This is a genomic window from Methanoculleus receptaculi (assembly GCF_033472595.1).
Classification (GTDB): domain Archaea; phylum Halobacteriota; class Methanomicrobia; order Methanomicrobiales; family Methanoculleaceae; genus Methanoculleus; species Methanoculleus receptaculi.
On the sequence record NZ_CP137642.1, the window covers coordinates 1,748,732 to 1,767,128 of the forward strand.

Below are 18,397 nucleotides of genomic sequence, written 5' to 3' on the forward strand. Positions count from 1 at the left end.
AGAGTGGTCACTCCTGATACTCTTCAAGGGCGAGTAGGTATATCCAGTCTAGAAGAATGGTGCACCCTTCCGGGTCGCATTCCCGGTCACAGCCGATGCAGGGGAGAACCTCCTCGCCGGCAAGGATGAGACCCGGGTCAACGGCGCGTTTCTTCGCCCTCAGGAGATATGTCTTGATCCCGTCACTGCGAAACTCGATCCGTTCGATCAAACCAGCATCCAGCAACCGCTTCACGATCCGGGAGCATTTCCTGCTGTCAATATCAAGGAGTTTCCAGAGATCGCTCTGGAGAACCCCTTCGCGGTGCGACTGGATGACGCCGAGTGCTTCTTCCTCCAGTTCAGACATGGTAATCAGAGCAGGGGCGCAATGGTCAGTATATTGTTGCCGCGTATGACAACCGTTCCAAGAGCGCGGCCCCGCTGATCTCCGGTGTACTCTGTCGTCTCATCCATGTGCAGGTTCAGGTGCTCGTCGACCGCCACGAGCCTTCCTTTGAGTTTCCTGCCGTCATCCTTGATCTCGACGACGATTTTAGAGTCCACAAGCGAAAAAACCTTCTTTACGGGGAGTACAATGCCATTAACCATCTGTTCTTATATGGTTATATTCGCTCATTAAGGTTTCCTTCAGTCTCGCCCCTCTGAAAAGAGGCCATCAAACCAACAATTCTACCGTCGTGGTGGATCCCTGATCAAGATCCTGCTTTCTGCCCCTGCAACGACCAACGTGAGAATCGTCCCTCACTGCCCACCCCCCTCGAGAGGGCGGCTGGTCAGCCGCAAAAAGACGTTCCGCACGGTGGTGATTCGAGGGTATCACAAGCCATGAGCAAAACTGGTTTGAAAGGGACTACAACCGAACCAGCACGGCCTTTCCCTCGGTGTAGTCCTCAAGCGCTCTGCTGCCGTTCTCCCTGCCGATGCCGCTTGCCTTCGTCCCGCCAAACGGCACCTCCGGTGGAATCCTGAGATGCTGGTTGACCCAGACTATTCCGGCCTCGAGGTCCTCCGCCGCCCTGGCGATCACCTCCGGGTTCTGCGTCCACACCGACGCACCGAGGCCGTAACGACTGCTGTTTGCGCGCTCAATCGCCTCGTCCAGGTCATGGACAGCAGCGATCGGCAGCACCGGGCCGAAGACCTCCTCGGTGAAGAGGGGTGAGTCGTGTGGAAGACCGGTGACAAGTGTCGGCAGGTAGAAGTTGCCATCTCTCAACGCCTCTCCCCCTGGCGGCCGACCGCCCGTGATAATCTCTCCCTCGCCGCGTTCCCGCACGGCATCCACCAGACCGGCGATCCTCTCAAGACCCTCGCGGTTGTTCATCGGGCCCATATCGACACCGCGGTCGATCCCGTTCCCGACAACGATCTTCTCGACCCTCGTCTTCAATCGGCGGATGAACTCATCCGCGATCGAGTCAAAGATGTATAGCCTCTTTACCGCCGTGCAGACCTGACCGCAGTTGTAGAATCGTCCCCTGATGACACCTTCAACGGCTGCAGGAATATCAACATCGTCACAGACGATCATCGGGTCGCTCCCCCCGAGTTCCAGCATGAGGTGTTTCATAGCGGGGGCGGCATCCATCGCGACCTCACGCCCTGTCTCGACCGCGCCGGTGAACGAGACCTTCCGGATTGCCGGGTTTCTCGCGATCTCCCGGCCGACCGTCTCTCCCGAACCCGTGACGACGTTTAAAACCCCCGGTGGGAGACCGGCCTCCTCCAGGATCTCCGCGAGTCGCAGGCAGGTCAGCGGAGCCGTGCTGGCTGGTTTTACGACCATGGTGTTTCCCGCCGTCAGCGCTGCACCGATCTTCCAGCCCATGATGATCGCCGGCATGTTCCAGGGGATGATCGCGCCGCAGGTGCCGAGCGGCCTTCTGATGACGGTGGCGCGGCCGTAGCCCCTGAGGTCCATGAACTCTCCCTGCAGCCCCGCTGAAAGAGCATAGTAATACTCCAGGATGTTTGCAAACCCGTTGATCTCATCGATCGCCTCGCGGATGGGTTTTCCCTGTTCGGCGGTCAGGAGAGCCCCGAGCTCGGCATTCCTTCGGCGAACCTCCTCAGCCGCAGAGAAGAGAATCTTTGCCCGAACCCTGGGCTCTTTTGCGGCCCAGTCTGAAAACGCCTCCCGGGCCGCCTCCACCGCGGCCCTGACATCATCCTCCACGCCGAGCTGTGCCTGGTCAACAACCTCTCCCGTGGCAGGGTTGTGCACCGGAAAGACCTTCCCGGAGACCGAGTCGCACCACTCGCCGTTGATCAACATCTTCATACGTGATCCTATCGGCAGGAGCGGTAATATGCGCTCCGGGTCAACCACGGTATTCGCACCGGCACCTGCCAATGGGGACGGCCGCTGCCGCCACCATCACTGCCAGTAGGAGGAACGCCGGCAAAAACCCGAACCATCCGGCGACTCCGCCGGCAAGGGCAGAGAGGATGGTGAATCCAGCGTATGAGGCGGTGTTGAAGAGTCCGGTCATCACCCCCTGCTGGATCCCGGTCTCCGCCAGGAACGCAAGAACCGCGACTATGGTCACCCCGGAGAGAGCGCCGATGACCGGAAAAGCATAGGGCGTGACGCAGCCCGCAGCGACCGCCGGCGCCATCAATAGCGCGGACGCCCGGATTGCCGGGACCGACCGGAAGTTGAAGCGTGGTGCGACGAGAACGGCACCAACGGTTGCGATGTTGATGGTTGCAAGCTGGAGGGCAATCACCGTTGAGTCGTTCCCTGTGTAGCCGGGATATATGGCAGCCACCGCCCCCGTCACCCCCACCAGGATCATCACCGCAACAAAGAGCCAGAAGTAGTTTCGCACGATGCCTCCAGCATCTGCCCTCACAAAACCGGCACGTTCGCCCTCCCTGACCGCGACGCTCATTGCGGTTGCGGGGACGGCAAGCGCTGTAAAGACCGCAATCCCGGCAAGATGGTTCTCAAATACTGAATCGAGCCAGCCCGCTGCGAGTAGACCGACGACCAGCCCCAGGTTCAGGGCCGCCATGACGTAACCGCTCTCACGGGCACCCGAGGGCTGCGAATTTGTCCATGCAAGTGTTGCCGAGAGGAAGATTCCGCCGCCGATCCCCTCGATGACGCGGCAGAGGATGAGCGGGAGGCCGAAAGGAGAGAGAATGAGCAGGATGCCGCTTGCAAGCGTCAGGAGGAGACCGGCACGGATGAGCGTCACGCTGCCTATCCGGTCGCTTGCGTAACCGGCCGGCAGCACAGCAACAAAAGCACCAAGAAAGTACGCAGAGTAGACCGCACCCTGGAGTGCCGCCCCTTCGGCAAAATCGGGGAGGACGGGGACGACAGCGTTTGAGAGCGCCATCACCACAAATATACCGAGCAGGAGGGTGAATCTCTGCAGCATCCTAGAACATGCGGTATGTCTCGAGGTTCAATGGAGAATGGGTCTCGATACGGTAGCGCTTGTAGATGGAACTTGCAAGATCGAGGGTCTTGTTCTCGTCACCGTGTATGGTGAAGATCTTCTCCGGCCGCGGCTGGAGGTGGGCGACATAGTTCATCAGCTGTTTGCGATCGGAGTGGCCGGAGAACCCGTCGACCGTGACTATCTCAAGATTGATCACTATCGTATCGCGCCAGCCAAGCGGGATCTCGCGCCATCCCTTCTGGATCCGCCGCCCGAGCGTTCCCTCCGCCTGGTAACCGACGAAGATAAGCGAGTTGCGCTCATCAGGGCCAAGCGCCTTGAGGTATTCCATCACCGGCCCGCCGTTCAACATGCCGCTCGTGGTGATGATGACGCAGGGTTCACCTGTGATCACCCGCTCGCGGAGATCGGGGGAGTCCACCTGGACAAAGGCCTCCGAGAGGAAGGGGTTCAGCCCTTCCCGGAAGATCTGGTTCCTGAGATCGCTGTTGAGATACTCCGGGTATGTCGTGTGGATAGCCGTTGCCTCCTTTATCATACCATCGAGATAGATCTTCATCGGCGGGAGTTTCTGCCGCCGGATTCCCTCTTCCAGGGCGAGCATTACCTCCTGCGACCGTCCGACGGCGAACGCCGGGATGATCACCTTGCCGCCGCGGCCTATGGTCTCGGAGACCTTCTCATAGAGTTTCTCTTCTGCCTCCTTCCTCTGGGGCTGGATATCGTTTGACCCGCCGTAGGTGCTCTCCATGAATAATGTCTCAAGACGCGGGAACGACGAGACCGCGGGAGAGAAGAGCCTGGTCTTCTGGTAGTTGAAATCCCCGGTGAACCCTATGTTATAGAGTCCATCGCCGACATGGAAGTGTGCGATCGCCGAACCCAGGATGTGCCCGGCGTTATGGAAGGTGAGCTTTATGTCGGGAGCGATATCGGTCACACTGCCGTAGTTGAGGGTTATGGAGTGCTTGATGTAGGCCTTCACCTCATTCGAGGTGTAGGGGATCCTGTCCGTCTCCTTCCTGACGACGTCAATGTAATCGAGTTGGAGCATCGCCGCCAGGTCCCTTGTCGGCGGGGTCGAGTAGACCGGCCCCTCGTAGCCATACTTGTAGAGGAGCGGCACCAGCGCACAGTGGTCAAGGTGTGCGTGTGTGACCACAACAGCATCGAGCGTGTCAAGCGGGTAGATCTCGGGCACGTAGAGGTAAGGTGTCCCGTTTGTGGTGCTGCCGGGCTTCTCCCCGCAGTCAACCAGGACCTTGCTCTCCGGCGTCGAGATCAGGAACGCGGCACGGCCGACCTCACGGCAGCACCCGAGGGTGGTGACCCGCAGCCACTGGTCCTTGCTCGTGACCTCCCGGTGGATGCGGCGCCCGATCTTTCGGAGGAACATTTTCCGCTCATCCTTAACCGAGCGGAGATAGGCACGGATCTGCTTGACCGTCGAACTCTCGATGGGCGGTGTCCGGACGACCTTGGGCGTCCAGCCGATCTGTTTTGTGATCTCGCGGAGGGTTGCCCCGTTCTTCCCGATGACAACACCCGGTTTCTCAGCCTCGATCAGCACCTCGCCGGTCTCCGGGTCGAAGAAGATCTCGGTGATCCCTGCGTTCTCCTGCACAACCGCACGGATCTCCTGCGCCGCCCGCTCAGGGTCTTCAAGGATATTCGGGCGCACGACTATACGTTTCCTGAGATCCCGTGCCAGTATCTTTATAAGGTCCGCCTGATCGGCGAACTGTTTTGGATCATCGGTATATATGACGAGCTCGGGGCCCTCGAACTCGACGTCAGAGACCGTAATCCCGCCAGGAACAATCCTGTTAATCTGCTCCTTGAGCTCCTGGAGTTTGTCTTCAATAACCATTAAGACCGTCCTGAAAAAATGTCAGGCTGCAGGGCGGGCTTCAGATGGTTCATACAGTCCGCCCAGGATGCGTTCTTCGTATTTGTCTTTCGTGATCACGACCACCATGATATCCTCCCCGGATGCGGAGTCCCGGCGCATCGCAGAACGAACGGCACGAACAGCCAGGTCTTTTGCCGCATCCTCCTTCATCTCCGGACGATACTGGTCCTCGAGCACACCGTAGGCGAATGGAGACCCCGAGCCGGTGGCAACGATCTCGTCCTCTCTGGTCGCCCCGCCAAGGGCATCGACCGAGTAGATGCTAGGCCCCTCGTCATCGAAACCGCCCATCAGGAGCTGGACGTAGTATGGGTAGTAGCGGTTCTGGTTCAGGTAGTTTGAAAGCAGCGTCGAGGCTGCACCTACAGACATGGTCTTTCCGCGGCGCATCTCAAAGAGGTTGCACTCAACCTGCATTATCCTGACGAGCTGCTGCGCATCGCCGACGCCTCCAGCGGTGGTCAGACCGATCCTTGGCGTGATCTGGTAGATCTTCTTGGCTCGCTTGCTTGCTATCATGTTGCCCATCGTCGCCCGCATCTCGGTTGCAAGCACCACGCCACGGTCGAAGATCAGCCCTACGGTTGTTGTACCTTTCATAATCTCATGGGAAATATCAGGCATTGAAACACCCCTTAAAACCATTAAAACGCTTTATCTCGCCCACAAGCGGTTAAGCGTATGGTGATATGTTAAATCATAAATTTATCGCCGCATCCTAAAACAGATGCAACAGATACAGGCATCCATAAGGTATATGGACGTTATACTTTAACTCTTTCGCAGGTCCTGCCGCTCGGGCAGCAGGACCTTGATCAACTCACGGTCAAACAGCATCCCGACAAGCCGCCTGTTCCCGTTGATCACCGGGAGCTGGTCGACCCTTGCCCGCCTCATCTTGAGGGCGCATTCGCTGACCTCGGCGTTGAGGGGGACGGCAAGAACGTTCCTGACCATCGCCTTCTTAACAGGAATCGGAAGCAGCTGGATCCTGGAGATTCCGTAACTGATGGTGTGCAGGTCCCGGATGCTCTCCCATGTCCATTCGTCGTCGTCTGTACCGTTTGAGAAGTCGCTTACCTCTATGCCGTCCTCGATGCGCGAATGTCGGATCAGGTCGCGTTCCGATATGATTCCGCTGAGCGTGCCATCCTCCATCAGGATAGGTATGGCGTCGTAGCCCGAGATCTCCATGATCCTCCCGACAAGCGTGAGAGGGGTCTCTTCCCAGAGCGCATACGTCCTGCTGACGAAGTTGCCCTTGATGGGGGTGGTGATACGCATCTGGGCTATGGCGTTGATCAGGTCAGCCACACTGAGGATCCCGACAAGCGCTCCATCCTCGATGACCGGGAGCCTCCTTATGTTGTTCCGCACAAGCAGCTGTGCCGCCTCTGAGATGGGAGCATCTGGCCTGATAACAACCGGATCGGGTGTCATCAAGAGGCCGAGCTGGGTCTCTTCCGCCTTACGGAGGAGGTCTTTGCGGGTTATAATACCGACGAGTTCACCCTCCTTCAAGACCGGGACGCCACTGATGCCTGTGCGTTTTAATATGCGCAGAACGTCATCCCGGTTGCCGGGGATCTCGACGCAGACAACGTCGGTCACCATGAAGTCCCGGACTGACATCTGCTCGGGCGAGGTTATGATCTCACCACCATCGTTGTGACAGGACTGTTTCGCACCACGTAGTCGGTTGCGCTTCCGAGCAGGAGACGATCGACACCGCTCTTCCCGTATGAGCCAAGGACGATGAGGTCGGCACCAAGTTCCTCTGCCATGGAGACGATCTGGGATCCCACGTGCCCCTGGCGGAGATGGGGGGTCAGCGGAATACCTGCTGCATCTGCTTTCTTTCGGGCCGCTTCGAGGATCTCTTCACCCTCTTTCTGCAGGACACTGTATATTATCTCGAGTGTGCTGTCCATGGGAAGAGATGAAAAGAGCCCCGATTCGACCACATACACAACATGAGCCTCGGCTTTCCAGGCACCGGCCTCAGCGAGAGCAGCCTCGAAAGCCCGGTCGGCCTGTTCTGAGCCATCTATAGCAACAAGTATTTTACGGAACATACACACCACGCAGAACAGATACTGCGTATCTGGTTTCTATTGCAGGGTTAAAATATTTTGGCCGATCGATGAAGAATCCAGCCGTTTTACAATGGTCGCACGGATGTCCCTGCTGAAGGAGAGGTTGCCCTTCGACGGATCTATTACCAGGAAATGTGTTTTCTGCCCTTCTTCAAGGTATCCAGAGACCCCGGCAAGCCTCGCGCCTGCGATCGCGGCGCGGAGGATCTCTTCCGGGGATGCACGATAGACGGTTGCGGTAAACGCCATCTCCTGGAGCATATCTGGCTGAACAAACATCACGTTGTCCGTCCCGAGGTAAAGGGTGCCGCCGAGTTCGATAATGCGCGCGATCGGTGGGTGGGCGGGTGATCTCGTGACGCCGAGCACCCAGTTTGACCTGGGGCAGACGGCGACCGGTATTCCCATATCGACGATCCTGCGCATTTGCGCATCTGTTGCGTGGGTGCAGTGAACGAGCAGGTCGGGTTCAAATGCGAGCGCCTCGTCGATGTCGTCCGGGTTCTTCTCCCCGGCATGGAATGCGACAAGTTTCCCTGCGGCACGCGCTGTTCTCACGATCTCTTCAGCGTTTTTCACGTCATGAACACTGCTGATCCCCGCCCCGTCACCGACCGTCTCTCCTCCATCGCGGCCCAGGATGACCGGGAAACAGTCAAGCCCCGCTGCCGCATCGCGCAGTGCCGCAACGCCATCAGCCCCGCCTTCCCTGAAGTCGGCAAACCCGGCCGTCCCGGTTGCCATCATGGTGGTGATGCTCGCGCGCATCCCCCTGACCAGATCGGCGCGCGGGGTTGCTGCAAGGATCCGGTGCTTCAAACCGTTCGGCGGTTTGACCAGCCCGGCCAGGCTTCCACGGGCCGGGATGTCCATCGCGACGGTGTCCCCGAGATGGGTGTGGGCGTTGAAGAAGGCCGGCACGATCCAGAGACCGGACGTCCGTGAGACGGGCTCTATCGAGGTGATGATACCACCCGAGACGGTTATACTGACGTCCTCTTCCAGGAGTTCTTCGCCGAGGAGCGCCCGGCCGGTGATGACGCAATCTTCAGGCTGCCGCATTGGTTCAACCTCGGTTTTATATATTGCAAATGATAATTATCTGGTATGGCAAAAAAATCTGGCGGGAGACTGGTATCCTCTGCCGGCCTGGTCAATTACTACGACAGCGACGACCACCGGGCCATCCATATCAGCCCGACAGCCGTTCTTGTGATAGCCCTCGCGACCGGAGTGGCAGTTTATATACTAAATCTCCTCTTCTAATCTTTTTTATGCTCCTTTAGCAGCGCAGCCCTGATGATGTCTTCCTCAGGGGTGAAGTATACAGCATCGTGCCCTTTCCAGGTGTGGCAGTTTCTGAAGACCACCGCGGGTACACCCTCGTGGCTCTCGCCCATAACAAAGTTTGCGAAGGCAGCAATCTCGTCGACCACCGCCTCTTCTGTGATCGTAAGGACATGACCGAAGAGGTCGGTGTCGCCCCGGTAGTCGTAAATGGCTGTCATCCCGGCCCAGCCGATGGCGATGCCGGTCTGGCCGCGGCGGAACGCCCGGCCGCAGGTATCGGTGATTATCACGCGGACGTCTCTTCCGCTGATCCGATCGATCGCATCCCTGATCTCGGCAGCGGCGGCCATCGGATCGGGGGGAAGGAGGATCACCCGGCCATCCTCGATGTTGCTGTGGTCGACGCCGGCCCGCACACCGATGTGGCCGAAAGGCAGTTCGGAGAGTATGAACGGATCTTCGAGCAGGATCGCAGCAGAGGAGTCCAGCACCGCCTGCACAAAGCGCGGGTCTTCTCCTGTCTTTCCGGCTATCCGCACGGCATCAGCACCGGGGACAATGGATTCAAGGTCACGGGTGAGGCCTTTTGCCTTAGAGTAGACCGATGAGGCAACCGTCAGGATGTCACCGTCCTCAAACGCGACCAGCTCACAGATCATACCTGGCAGGTCGTCGCCCTGCCGAATCAGGGGAAGACCCCGAACACCGAATACCTGGATCTCCATCGAATTCACGTATCAGTGGTCGTCTCCGCTTCCAGAAAAAGGCTCGGGTTCCATGCACCTGGATGCCGCGCTTACCTGGGTCCGTTGCACGCCCGATCCCGAGGGGGCAAGCACGCTCTCCTTCCCTCAGGTGAGTTCACCCCCGAACGCGGCAGTAAGTAACGGTTGCCACAACATGGATGCCGTGCCGGGGGCGAGAAACAGGATCCTTCAAGGTGGTTTCATCGTGACGCTGGAAACGCGCTCACTGGCAGTGTATCAAGGAGGAATCGCCAGGCGGCGGTGAGGCTGACGGGGAGGGGGCGAAACGCCCCTTCCCCTGTCTCCTGCATCTAAACCAGACACTCTTTTTCCGCTGGAGGGGATGGAAGATCCCCCACCGCCCGCCCCCTCCAGAGTTGGCGGGCAGTGAATGATGACAGCCAGTGGGAAGCCGTGCCAGTGATGAGGACTGGAATTTTCGGAAGGGTTCAGAGAGAACCTGAGTGAAAGGAATCAACTTCCAGCACCGCATCAATGGGAGATCACCGGGAAGGATAATTATAAATCCAGCCACCCTAACACACCCATTGATCATGTATCTCGTCATCCGTTGCCCGGGCTGCAAGACCTTCAACTACGTGGACCGCTACCAGCGCTGGAGGCTCTGCCCCATCTGCGGTGAGGTTATCAATGTGGAGCGGGTGCCGATATACCTGGATGCAGATGACTTCCAGGATGCAGAACAGGTTGTGGATCAACTCGAGTCTTACCTCCACCGGACGGGAAAGGCGGACCTGAACGAAGAGGAGATCCGCCAGTTGAGAGCAGAGTACGCCCGGTGGGTGAAGAGCCGCCTCTGATCGCTCACCAGAGGCGACCGCAGCCAGGACAGATCATGCTCACTTTTCTGCCGCAGTGCGGGCAGTAAAGGCCCATGCGCTTGCTATTGACCAGCGGTCTCCCGCACCTCTTACAGTGGATCGGGGCGTCAAACCCGCACTCGTGCCTGACCATCAGTCCAGGTATTCGTAGTTCCCGACAAAAAGATTTCCTTTCCCCCGGTTCGCCACATCGCCGGTAAACCGGATTAGCGTCCGCCCATCCTGCTGGGCGGTGCCGACCTTCCTGAAGGTAGGGAGCATCCACCGCGCCGTCCCGTAGACGTAGCAGGCGCCATCCTTCATGTTTGCCGCCGGCCGTGTGCAGTCCCCATGGATGATGAGCGTCCCGCCACGCATCTCGGCGCCGGGCATATCCCCCGCATCGCCGTGAACTACGACCGTCCCGCCGGCAAGGTTCTCCGCCAGGAAATCACCGGCACGGCCAAAGACCTCCACGCTACCCCCGGTCATACCCTTACGGCCGCCGCGGTAACCAGAAGCACAGTAATCGGCGGCGTTGCCCCGGCAGATGATCATCCCCCCTGCCATCTCCCGGCCGAGCCAGCCATCGGCGTTACCCTGGATCTCGATCGCCCCGCCGCTCATGAAATTGCCGCAGTGCATCCCAATATCCCCCAGGACGGTGATCTTCCCCGCATCCATGTACTCGCCGATCCTCTTCAACCGGGCGGTCTCCCCGGAGAGGACGACCTCCACATCCTCCGCCCGGTCGGCATCGCCCTCCACCAAGACCGAGAAAGCCTCCTCGATACCGAGCTCCCGGTTCCCCCGCCAGACAGAGAGATCGGTGCCGGAGAGAAAGTTCGCAGGGACGATCGACTCCGCCTCTATCGGGATGGACCATCTCCCCATCGGTTTCATTGCAAGCGTGACTCTCATCATAGTTCCGTCTCCGTCTCGATGCATCGGCTCCTGCTCAGGTAACTCTCCTGAACCGGGTAGTTGCTCATCCGGACGGTGTAGTAGCGGTCGAACTTCTCGACGAAATCAGCGTCCTTCCCCATATCATAGTTCTCAGAGACCTTCGGCCTGACCCAGATGGTGGCGTTGCTTCCGTGAACCACGCACTCGCCCCGGCGGGCGACAACCCTGCCCCGCTTGATCGTGTATTCCGTCCGGGAAAACCCGTCGATCACCTTCTGGAACTCGGTCGAGGGGTCGACCTCATCGATCCGCATGGGGTAGATCGCAACATCCGCATCCGCACCGGGAGCCAGATGGCCTTTCCCGAGATCCTGGATCCCGAGCGCCCGCGCCTGGCCAGCCCGTGTCATCACCGCGATCTCGTACCAGTCCATCTCCCGGTCGATCGCCGGGAGAGGCACCCTCGACCCGGTATCGGGATGGACCTTCGCAAACTCGGCGTCACGGTACCTCCTGCTCATAAGGAGGGCAATGATCTCGGGGTATTTGACAAACGGCGCACCGTTAGGGTTATCCGTCGTGAGCAGACACTGCCAGGGGCTCTTTGTGAGTAGCGCAAGTTCAAGACCGATCGCCCACATGATCGAGTTGACCAGGTTCTTGCGCCGGTAGATGACCGGTATGATCCCCGAACCCGTCTCGAGCTCCACATCGTGGTTGCTCCACTTCTCGTGGTGGAGGCGGTAGAGGTTAAACTCCATCGGCCCATCCGCGGTCATCGTCGTTGTCCGGCCAAACATCACCTGCCCCATATCCATGACTATCTGCGGCCGCATGTTGACGAGGTTTGCGATCGGCTCGCTCTTTGAAGAGAAGTCCTTCCATCCAGAACCGCCGTAGGCGTGGAACTGGACGTGAGTTGCATACAGTGTCTGGCGTTTCGGGTTCAGGTCAGGGACAAGACCCATCGACCCCAGGGTGCAGGTGTAGTTACCCGGAGTGCCCAGGTTGTTGCAGTGGAGGTGAACTGAGTGAGGCAGGTGGAGGAGTTCGTTTGCCTCGATCACCGAGCGGATGATCTCTGCCGGCGTCACCTCAAAGTAGGGCACAGGGTCGCGGATGCATGATACGTTCTTGCCCCACTGCCAGGCCTCGGTACCGCCAGGGTTTGTGAGCTTGACGGCAAACCCCTTCACCGCTGTGAGCATCCAGGCTATGATTGCAGCGACCCTTTTCACGTCTCCATCGCGGATCGCCTCCATGATCGACCAGTTCCCATCAAAGAGGGTGTTTGCCATGGTGTCCTGGAGAGGGGTGTAGGTGAACTCCTCGTGGGTGTGCCGGGCCTCAAGCGGCGCCATCGCCCCCTCAAGCAGTGTGGTGTAGCCCATCACGCTGTAGCGGTAACTGTTGCCATAGGTCGTCGGGACGCTGTAGCCGGAGGTGGCGTGCATCGGCCCGCGGCGGGGCGTCCTCCCCGCCCGCATATCCTCCGGGCTCATGTAGCGCCCGAAGTTCACCTTCGTCCCGCAGATATGGGTGTGTGAGTCGATCCCACCGGGCATCGTGAGCATGCCACGGGCATCGATCACATCCGCGGCAGCGCTCACCTCCTCGACGATCTTCCCATCAAGGATGGCGATATCCATCGTCTCGCCGTTGATCCCGCTGAGAGGATCGATCACATGGGCGTTCTTAACCAGGAGTTCGGTCATCGCTTCAGAGCCTCCTGCATCAACGCATACATCCGGGTGAGGACATCCTCATCGGAGGGGTAATCGCTCGACACAACCTTCTTTGTCCGGATCGGCACCCCGTCCATCCGGTAGGCTGTTCCTTCCGCATCGACCCCGGTCACCGCCACAGGGATCTGGACGCTGCAGAACGCGGTGGTGGCGTTGGGGTAGGGGTCGAGCTGGACAACAGGGATCTCAGCAAGGTGTTCGATGCACTTGCGCGGGAAGTGCGCGGCCGGGTCGCTCCCGACTATCAGCGCGGCGTCGCACTCTTTGCGAGCCAGGACGTCCACCGCCGTCGTCTCCCCGGGGTTGTAGAAGGCGATGCCCCGGGAGAAGTCGATAGCGAAGGGGTAGCCTGTCATCCATGTGTTGACTTCGTTCGAACCGTAGACGTTGTAGTGGCCACGCATAGCCGATATGGTAAACTTCGTGTGCCTGTTCAGTTCCGTGACGAGCTCGATGGCATTCCGAACGTTCTTGTACTTCCCGGGGATCATGGTGAGGCCGAGCCCGAAGTAGACCGCCCCGAACTTCGCGTTCAGGCAGAGGTCTGCCACCCGGATCAACTGGTCCCGCGTGACGCCCGCGACCGTCGGCGGGATGGTGTCGGTCTTACCCCTGACGATCGCCCGGAGCGCCGAGAGGACGGCATAATCCCCGCCGGGCCTGACCCTGACGAACTCGTCGGCAATGTTTGCCGTCCGGGTCTTCCTGACATCGACGACTATCACCTTCCGGTCGCGGAACGAGTTCTCCAGGAAAAAACCCTCCGCGTAACACGTGTAGCGCGAGAGGTGACGCGGGTGGGCGTCGATCGGGTTTGACCCCCAGTAGATCACAACGTCCGCCCGGTTCTTCACGACGCCGAGCGTGCAGCCCGGGTGCCCGACCTCCTGGATGGCCAGCACGGATGGGCCGTGGCAGACCGAGGAGGTGTTGTCGATCACCCCCCGCACCAGTTCGGCCATGTGAACCCCGACACACTGCGCCTCGCCATGGGTGCCGCTCCAGCCGTAGAGGAGCGGGCGTTCGGCGTCAAGGAGCATCTCGGCGGCGTATCGAATGGCCTCATCATAGGAGATATCCTTCCAGGTCTTCCCCTCGCGCCGGATGGGGGTCTTGAGCCTCTCGCCGCCCAGGAACTTCGTCGCCCCCAGGTCGCAGGCGTTTGTGACGCCGACCACCCGGCCGCTCTCGATCTCGACCTCAATATCGTCGCAGAGACATCCACAGAACGGGCAGACCGCGTCTTTAACGATCATATGCCAGCCCTCCAAGGTCTTCCATCAGTCCGTAAACCGATTTCGGCTCTTCGTCGGTCGGTTCGATCTCAACCTCGTGAGACTTGAAGTCCGGCATCCCGGTGGAACGGGTATCAGCGGCCAGGATGTGGTTTGCATAGGGCCCGTACGGGACAAAGACCGTCCCTATCTCAACCTCGACCGACGCTTCCGCACGCATCACGACCTCGCCGGCCGGGCCACGCACAAGGATCGGATCGCCGTCATCGACCCCGAGTTCGAGCATATCAAACTCGTGCATGAAACAGGTCGAGGCCTCCCGGGCGTACTCTGCCGAACCCTTGTTCTCGACGGTCACACCCTGGTTGACCGTCCGCCCGGTGTTCATAAGGAACTTCATGACCCCACCTCGTCCAGGAACTGCACCCCTTCCACCATCCGGGCGACACGCATCGCGCCGCTCGGGCACTGGGTTTCACAGGTCTTGCAGCCTGTGCACTTCTCCTCGTGGAGGATCTGCACCCGGCCGCCCTTGACCCGCATGATCACATCGTCGCTTGTTGATGTCCCTGTCGCCGCAAGCCGGGGATCGATCTGGCGGTTGATCGGGCATGCGACACAGCAGTTCCCGCAGCGCATGCAGAGGCTCTCGTCGACCTCCAGGTGGTAGGAGTGCCAGAACGCCGTTGCATCGCGGCCGGCGAGTTCCAGGACGCGGCCGCTTGAGAGTACACCCTCAGGGCACGCCTCGACACAGAGACCGCACCGGATGCAGTGACCCGGGTAGACCTCGGGCTCCCACTGCTCCTTTCTGCGGAGGACGGCGATCGCGTCGGGTGCCGGGCAGATCATCATGCAGGTGAAACACCCGGTGCACTCCTTCTCCGTCCGGGTCGGGTAGCCCTTGAAGTAGGGCGGCGTCACGAGCGGCGCGGTCTTTACGAAGAAGAACTTCTTGAGCCATTCGGGCCTGAGGAACTCCCGGACGTAGTAGACGATCGATCGCATCGCTTCACCTTTCGTTGCAGGCGATACAGGGATCGCTGCTGATGAACGTCGAGGTAACGTCGGCGATTGACGTGGCGTCCACCACCATGTAGTGGGCGCAAGCCTCGATGTTCATGATCGACGGCGTCCGGATCGCGATATCGACCACCCTGCCGTATTCGTCGGTCTTGATAGTGTAGGTCAGCTCGCCCCGGGGGGCCTCACCAGCATACGAGGCCTCGCCTGCCCTGCAGAGGCCGCCTCCCCGGATGGGGCCGTCGGGCAGAGTATCTACGCATTTACGGATCAGGTCGATGCTCTGGAAGACCTCCTGGAACCGGACCATGACCCGGGCGAAGTTGTCGCCCTCGGTCCGGGTTATCTGCTTGAAGTCCAGCGCCTGGTAGGTCGGGTGGCGGAGGCGCAGGTCGCAGTCCTCGACGCCGCTTGCACGTGCCGTTGGGCCGACTGTGTGGGCGCGGATCGCATCCTCGCGGCTCATGAACCCGATCCCTTTGCTCCTGAGCCCTATCAGGGGCCCGGTCTCAAAGATCCGGACGTAGCGCTTCAACTCATCCTCGACCTTTGCGAGATCGGCGAGCATCACCGCGGCGTCCTCCGGGAGGAGGTCGAACCGGACGCCGCCAGGGATCATGTAGGCGGTGTTGATCCTCGAACCGGTGATCCGCTCCAGGTTGTCGAGCACCCTCTCCCGGGTGTTTAAGAGGTACATCGCAAGCGTCTCGTGCTCGATCGTGTAGCAGTAGGAGAAGTTCGCAATGAGGTGACTGGCGATCCGGTCGAGTTCGTTCGCTACAACCCGCAGGTAGGCCGCCCGCGGCGGAACCGCTATATCGCTGATCTCCTCCATCGTCTCGATGAAGACCATGTTGTGAACGACCGAGCAGATGCCGCAGACCCGTTCGGCAAGGAACATAACCTCCTGCCAGGGACGGCCGCGCATGATCCGCTCAATCCCCTTCTTCATGTAGCCGAGCTCGACCTCGGTATGGAGCACCCGCTCGCCCGCCGTCTCGCACTTGAGGCGGACGGGCTCTTTCCAGCAGGGGTGCATCGGCCCGAGCGGGATGGAGACGTCGACGGTCTTCTTCATGACTGTTTTTCCTCGTAATCCTTGAATATCAGCGGTGCAACCGAGAGAATGGCAGAGAGGATCTCCGTTGGTCGTGGAGGGCAGCCCGGAACCTCTGCGGCTATGGGTATATAGTTCTTGACCGGTGGAGTAGTCAAAGAACCCTTCCGGGCATAGACACACCCCGATATCGGGCAGTTCCCGATAGCGACGGCCACTTTCGGCTCCGGGATCTTATCCCAGATGTCGCGGAGTTTGTCCACCCACTGAGGCGTTACGGAGCCTATCACCAGGAGGATATCAGCCTCACGGGGGTTGTTGTGGACGTAGATCCCGTACTGCTCGATATCATAGCGGGGAGCAAGACAGGCAAGCACCTCGATGTCGCAGCCGTTGCATGAGCCGACATCGACGTAACTGACGTGGATCGACCTCGACCGAACGGCGTTTTTTATGCTCTGGAGTATGCTCATGATATGACCGCCTCCCTGATCCGCTCCCTGCCTCTCGCGATTGCCTCCTCAATGGGCATATCCCGGGCCAGCGCTCTGGTCTCTTCGTAGATCTCTTTCATCCTCTCCATGTCCAGAAGCGGTATATACCGTGTGAAGAGTTCGCACCCGAGCTCCTTTGCCAGCGGGTCGCCCTCATCGGCATACCGCAGCCCCATCTCCCAGCGGGTCTCTATGTTCTCCAGCAGCGACATATCGAGACGCTGGATCAGCAGCCTGCGCAGTTTTGCATCACTCACGCCGAGCCGGCGCGCAATCGCTCTGACGGCCGCATCGTGTTTTGTGCTCGTCAGTATGTTGTACTTCAGAGGCCGGAGGTCTTTCTCATAGAGGAACTTCACGCAAGCACCCCCGACGCGTTTGCCACCGCGTAGGCGAGAAACCCGAGCACCATCACCCAGAGCAGCGCCGTCTCGTAGCGTTTCAGGGCGAGTTCGTCGTGCATCCAGGTGAGGGTCGCGGCGACGGCGAGCAGGATGACTCCTGCCAGTGCCTGGCCGGTCACGCTCCCGTTTTGGGCGATCTGGACAAGGAATACCATGACGTAGAAGACCGCTCCCGCCGTGATCAGGAGCCGTAACGCGCTCATCCCACGATCACCCCGAGGATGAGGATGTAGATGACGAGCGCGCCCGTCACCAGGCTCTGCACCGTCACGGTGTCGTAGGGCGAAAGCATGGGGGTGATGGCACAGACGAACGAGAGCGATACCAGGACGAGGAGCATCAGGAGCAGCGTCAGGGCAAGCGGCAGCGATCCGATGAAGATGAGGACGAACGCGTAGAGGAGGACGTAGGTCTTGAGGGCGTACGCCACCTCGAGCCCGGCGCGCCAGACTCCGAAGTGTTCGGTCATGTTCCCGCTCACGATCTCTTTTGCCTCGATGATCGAGAACGGGCCGTAGTGCATCTTGGAGAGGATCACGAGATACATCGCCACGGCCGCCGGGAACGCGATGCCGAGGAGCGGGCCGTGCACCTCCTGGTAGGCCGTGATATCCGCGATCGCGAGCGAGCGGGTGAAGAAGTAGATCGCGACGACGGTGACCAGGAGCGGCAGCTCCGACGCTGCCGAGATGACCGACCGTATAGCCCCGAACTTCGTGTACGGCGAGCCCGTCGAGAGCCCCATCCCGTGCTCCACGATCTTGTGCAGCAGATAGATCCCGAAGAGGATCAGGATGCTGCCTCCCGTGAGGAGGATGAAGAGGGCCCCGCTCCAGATGGCGATCGCAACAAAGACGATCCCCACAAAGAGCGTCTGACTGGCTGTCTTTGGAATCCAGGTCTCCTTGAAGGAGAACTTCAGGGTATGCAGGATCTCCTGCCAGATCGGCGGTCCGGGGCGTCCCTGGATCCTCGCGATGACTTTCCGGTGGATGCCGTGGAAGAGCAGGCCGATGAAGGTGGCAAAGAGCAGGTATTCGATCATGTCAGTATCCTATGAACGGGATATCTTCTTCTCCGGGTTTTGCGTTCCACCACAATGCGATGAAGATGACGAAAGCCGGGAACGCAACGACCGCGATCAGTTCCGCGGCCAGGGCCGGGAGGTAGCCGAGAGCGGCAAGCAACCCGGTCGCCGCCGCAACCAACCCCGCGGCAAGCCCGACGATCAGTGCAGTCTGTTTCTTCATAG

General features: G+C 59.8%; 24 protein-coding genes. 2 read left to right on the forward strand and 22 right to left on the reverse strand.

Features of this window, described 5'->3' with window-relative positions; all coding sequences use genetic code 11:
- Positions 1-7 precede the first annotated feature (7 nt).
- From R6Y96_RS08990 to R6Y96_RS09030, 9 genes are all read right to left on the reverse strand, one after another.
- Positions 8-349 (reverse strand): helix-turn-helix transcriptional regulator, encoded by a 342-nt coding sequence (locus tag R6Y96_RS08990; protein ID WP_318621019.1) that lies wholly within the window; start codon positions 347-349, stop codon positions 8-10.
- A 5-nt stretch (positions 350-354) separates the two neighbouring features.
- Positions 355-591: an LSM domain-containing protein gene (locus tag R6Y96_RS08995; protein WP_300233964.1), complete on the reverse strand. Its 237-nt coding sequence runs from the start codon at positions 589-591 to the stop codon at positions 355-357.
- A gap of 262 nt (positions 592-853) precedes the next feature.
- Entirely contained in the window at positions 854-2,284 is a 1,431-nt protein-coding gene (locus R6Y96_RS09000) for an aldehyde dehydrogenase family protein (RefSeq protein ID WP_318621021.1), read from the reverse strand.
- A 40-nt stretch (positions 2,285-2,324) separates the two neighbouring features.
- A complete protein-coding gene (locus tag R6Y96_RS09005; protein ID WP_318621022.1) occupies positions 2,325-3,392 on the reverse strand; it encodes an MFS transporter in 1,068 nt (355 codons plus the stop codon).
- Position 3,393: 1 nt separating this feature from the next.
- The gene (locus R6Y96_RS09010) at positions 3,394-5,286 is read right to left on the reverse strand and encodes a beta-CASP ribonuclease aCPSF1 (RefSeq protein ID WP_318621023.1); all 1,893 of its coding nucleotides are present in this window, start codon (positions 5,284-5,286) and stop codon (positions 3,394-3,396) included.
- Positions 5,287-5,307: 21 nt separating this feature from the next.
- Complete coding sequence (gene psmB / locus R6Y96_RS09015; RefSeq protein ID WP_318621025.1) at positions 5,308-5,952, reverse strand: archaeal proteasome endopeptidase complex subunit beta; 645 nt, start codon at positions 5,950-5,952, stop codon at positions 5,308-5,310.
- Positions 5,953-6,099: 147 nt separating this feature from the next.
- On the reverse strand, positions 6,100-6,960 hold the full coding sequence (locus R6Y96_RS09020) for a CBS domain-containing protein (RefSeq protein WP_318621026.1): 861 nt from the start codon (positions 6,958-6,960) through the stop codon (positions 6,100-6,102).
- Between the two features lie 14 nt (positions 6,961-6,974).
- A complete protein-coding gene (locus tag R6Y96_RS09025) occupies positions 6,975-7,403 on the reverse strand; it encodes a universal stress protein (protein WP_318621027.1) in 429 nt (142 codons plus the stop codon).
- 36 nt (positions 7,404-7,439) lie between these two features.
- Positions 7,440-8,486 (reverse strand): amidohydrolase family protein, encoded by a 1,047-nt coding sequence (locus tag R6Y96_RS09030; RefSeq protein WP_318621028.1) that lies wholly within the window; start codon positions 8,484-8,486, stop codon positions 7,440-7,442.
- Between the two features lie 45 nt (positions 8,487-8,531).
- Between R6Y96_RS09030 and R6Y96_RS09035 the strand changes: the two genes are divergently transcribed.
- Complete coding sequence (locus tag R6Y96_RS09035; RefSeq protein WP_214023088.1) at positions 8,532-8,690, forward strand: preprotein translocase subunit Sec61beta; 159 nt, start codon at positions 8,532-8,534, stop codon at positions 8,688-8,690.
- Here R6Y96_RS09035 and R6Y96_RS09040 read toward each other — a convergent pair.
- Complete coding sequence (locus tag R6Y96_RS09040) at positions 8,687-9,439, reverse strand: coenzyme F420-0:L-glutamate ligase (RefSeq protein ID WP_318621031.1); 753 nt, start codon at positions 9,437-9,439, stop codon at positions 8,687-8,689. The two genes, R6Y96_RS09035 and R6Y96_RS09040, sit on opposite strands and share 4 nt — an antisense overlap.
- A 575-nt stretch (positions 9,440-10,014) precedes the next feature.
- Between R6Y96_RS09040 and R6Y96_RS09045 the strand changes: the two genes are divergently transcribed.
- On the forward strand, positions 10,015-10,281 hold the full coding sequence (locus R6Y96_RS09045; RefSeq protein ID WP_318621032.1) for a DUF1922 domain-containing protein: 267 nt from the start codon (positions 10,015-10,017) through the stop codon (positions 10,279-10,281).
- 4 nt (positions 10,282-10,285) lie between these two features.
- Here R6Y96_RS09045 and R6Y96_RS09050 read toward each other — a convergent pair whose 3' ends face one another.
- From R6Y96_RS09050 to R6Y96_RS09105, 12 genes are read right to left on the reverse strand one after another with little or no spacing between them, the layout of a single operon-like run.
- Positions 10,286-10,435 (reverse strand): DNA helicase PriA, encoded by a 150-nt coding sequence (locus R6Y96_RS09050; protein WP_318621034.1) that lies wholly within the window; start codon positions 10,433-10,435, stop codon positions 10,286-10,288.
- Positions 10,435-11,205, reverse strand: coding sequence for a formylmethanofuran dehydrogenase subunit C (locus R6Y96_RS09055; RefSeq protein WP_318621036.1), 771 nt, complete (start codon positions 11,203-11,205; stop codon positions 10,435-10,437). Before R6Y96_RS09055 ends, R6Y96_RS09050 begins: the two co-directional genes overlap by 1 nt.
- The gene (locus R6Y96_RS09060; RefSeq protein WP_318621037.1) at positions 11,202-12,902 is read right to left on the reverse strand and encodes a formylmethanofuran dehydrogenase subunit A; all 1,701 of its coding nucleotides are present in this window, start codon (positions 12,900-12,902) and stop codon (positions 11,202-11,204) included. Before R6Y96_RS09060 ends, R6Y96_RS09055 begins: the two co-directional genes overlap by 4 nt.
- A complete protein-coding gene (locus tag R6Y96_RS09065) occupies positions 12,899-14,188 on the reverse strand; it encodes a formylmethanofuran dehydrogenase subunit B (protein ID WP_318621038.1) in 1,290 nt (429 codons plus the stop codon). The genes R6Y96_RS09060 and R6Y96_RS09065 overlap by 4 nt, the downstream gene beginning before the upstream one ends.
- On the reverse strand, positions 14,178-14,567 hold the full coding sequence (locus R6Y96_RS09070) for a molybdopterin dinucleotide binding domain-containing protein (protein WP_318621040.1): 390 nt from the start codon (positions 14,565-14,567) through the stop codon (positions 14,178-14,180). The genes R6Y96_RS09065 and R6Y96_RS09070 overlap by 11 nt, the downstream gene beginning before the upstream one ends.
- Positions 14,564-15,175 carry a 4Fe-4S binding protein gene (locus R6Y96_RS09075; protein ID WP_318621041.1) on the reverse strand — a complete coding sequence of 204 codons (612 nt, stop codon included), beginning with the start codon at positions 15,173-15,175 and terminating at the stop codon, positions 14,564-14,566. Before R6Y96_RS09075 ends, R6Y96_RS09070 begins: the two co-directional genes overlap by 4 nt.
- Before the next feature lie 4 nt (positions 15,176-15,179).
- Positions 15,180-16,268: a hydrogenase large subunit gene (locus R6Y96_RS09080; protein ID WP_318621042.1), complete on the reverse strand. Its 1,089-nt coding sequence runs from the start codon at positions 16,266-16,268 to the stop codon at positions 15,180-15,182.
- Positions 16,265-16,720 (reverse strand): NADH-quinone oxidoreductase subunit B family protein, encoded by a 456-nt coding sequence (locus tag R6Y96_RS09085; protein ID WP_318621043.1) that lies wholly within the window; start codon positions 16,718-16,720, stop codon positions 16,265-16,267. The genes R6Y96_RS09080 and R6Y96_RS09085 overlap by 4 nt, the downstream gene beginning before the upstream one ends.
- A complete protein-coding gene (locus tag R6Y96_RS09090; RefSeq protein WP_318621045.1) occupies positions 16,717-17,100 on the reverse strand; it encodes a DUF1959 family protein in 384 nt (127 codons plus the stop codon). The genes R6Y96_RS09085 and R6Y96_RS09090 overlap by 4 nt, the downstream gene beginning before the upstream one ends.
- Complete coding sequence (locus R6Y96_RS09095) at positions 17,097-17,348, reverse strand: hypothetical protein (RefSeq protein ID WP_318621046.1); 252 nt, start codon at positions 17,346-17,348, stop codon at positions 17,097-17,099. The genes R6Y96_RS09090 and R6Y96_RS09095 overlap by 4 nt, the downstream gene beginning before the upstream one ends.
- Complete coding sequence (locus R6Y96_RS09100; RefSeq protein WP_318621047.1) at positions 17,345-18,190, reverse strand: respiratory chain complex I subunit 1 family protein; 846 nt, start codon at positions 18,188-18,190, stop codon at positions 17,345-17,347. Before R6Y96_RS09100 ends, R6Y96_RS09095 begins: the two co-directional genes overlap by 4 nt.
- 1 nt (position 18,191) lies before the next feature.
- The gene (locus tag R6Y96_RS09105) at positions 18,192-18,395 is read right to left on the reverse strand and encodes a hypothetical protein (protein ID WP_318621049.1); all 204 of its coding nucleotides are present in this window, start codon (positions 18,393-18,395) and stop codon (positions 18,192-18,194) included.
- Positions 18,396-18,397 lie beyond the last annotated feature (2 nt).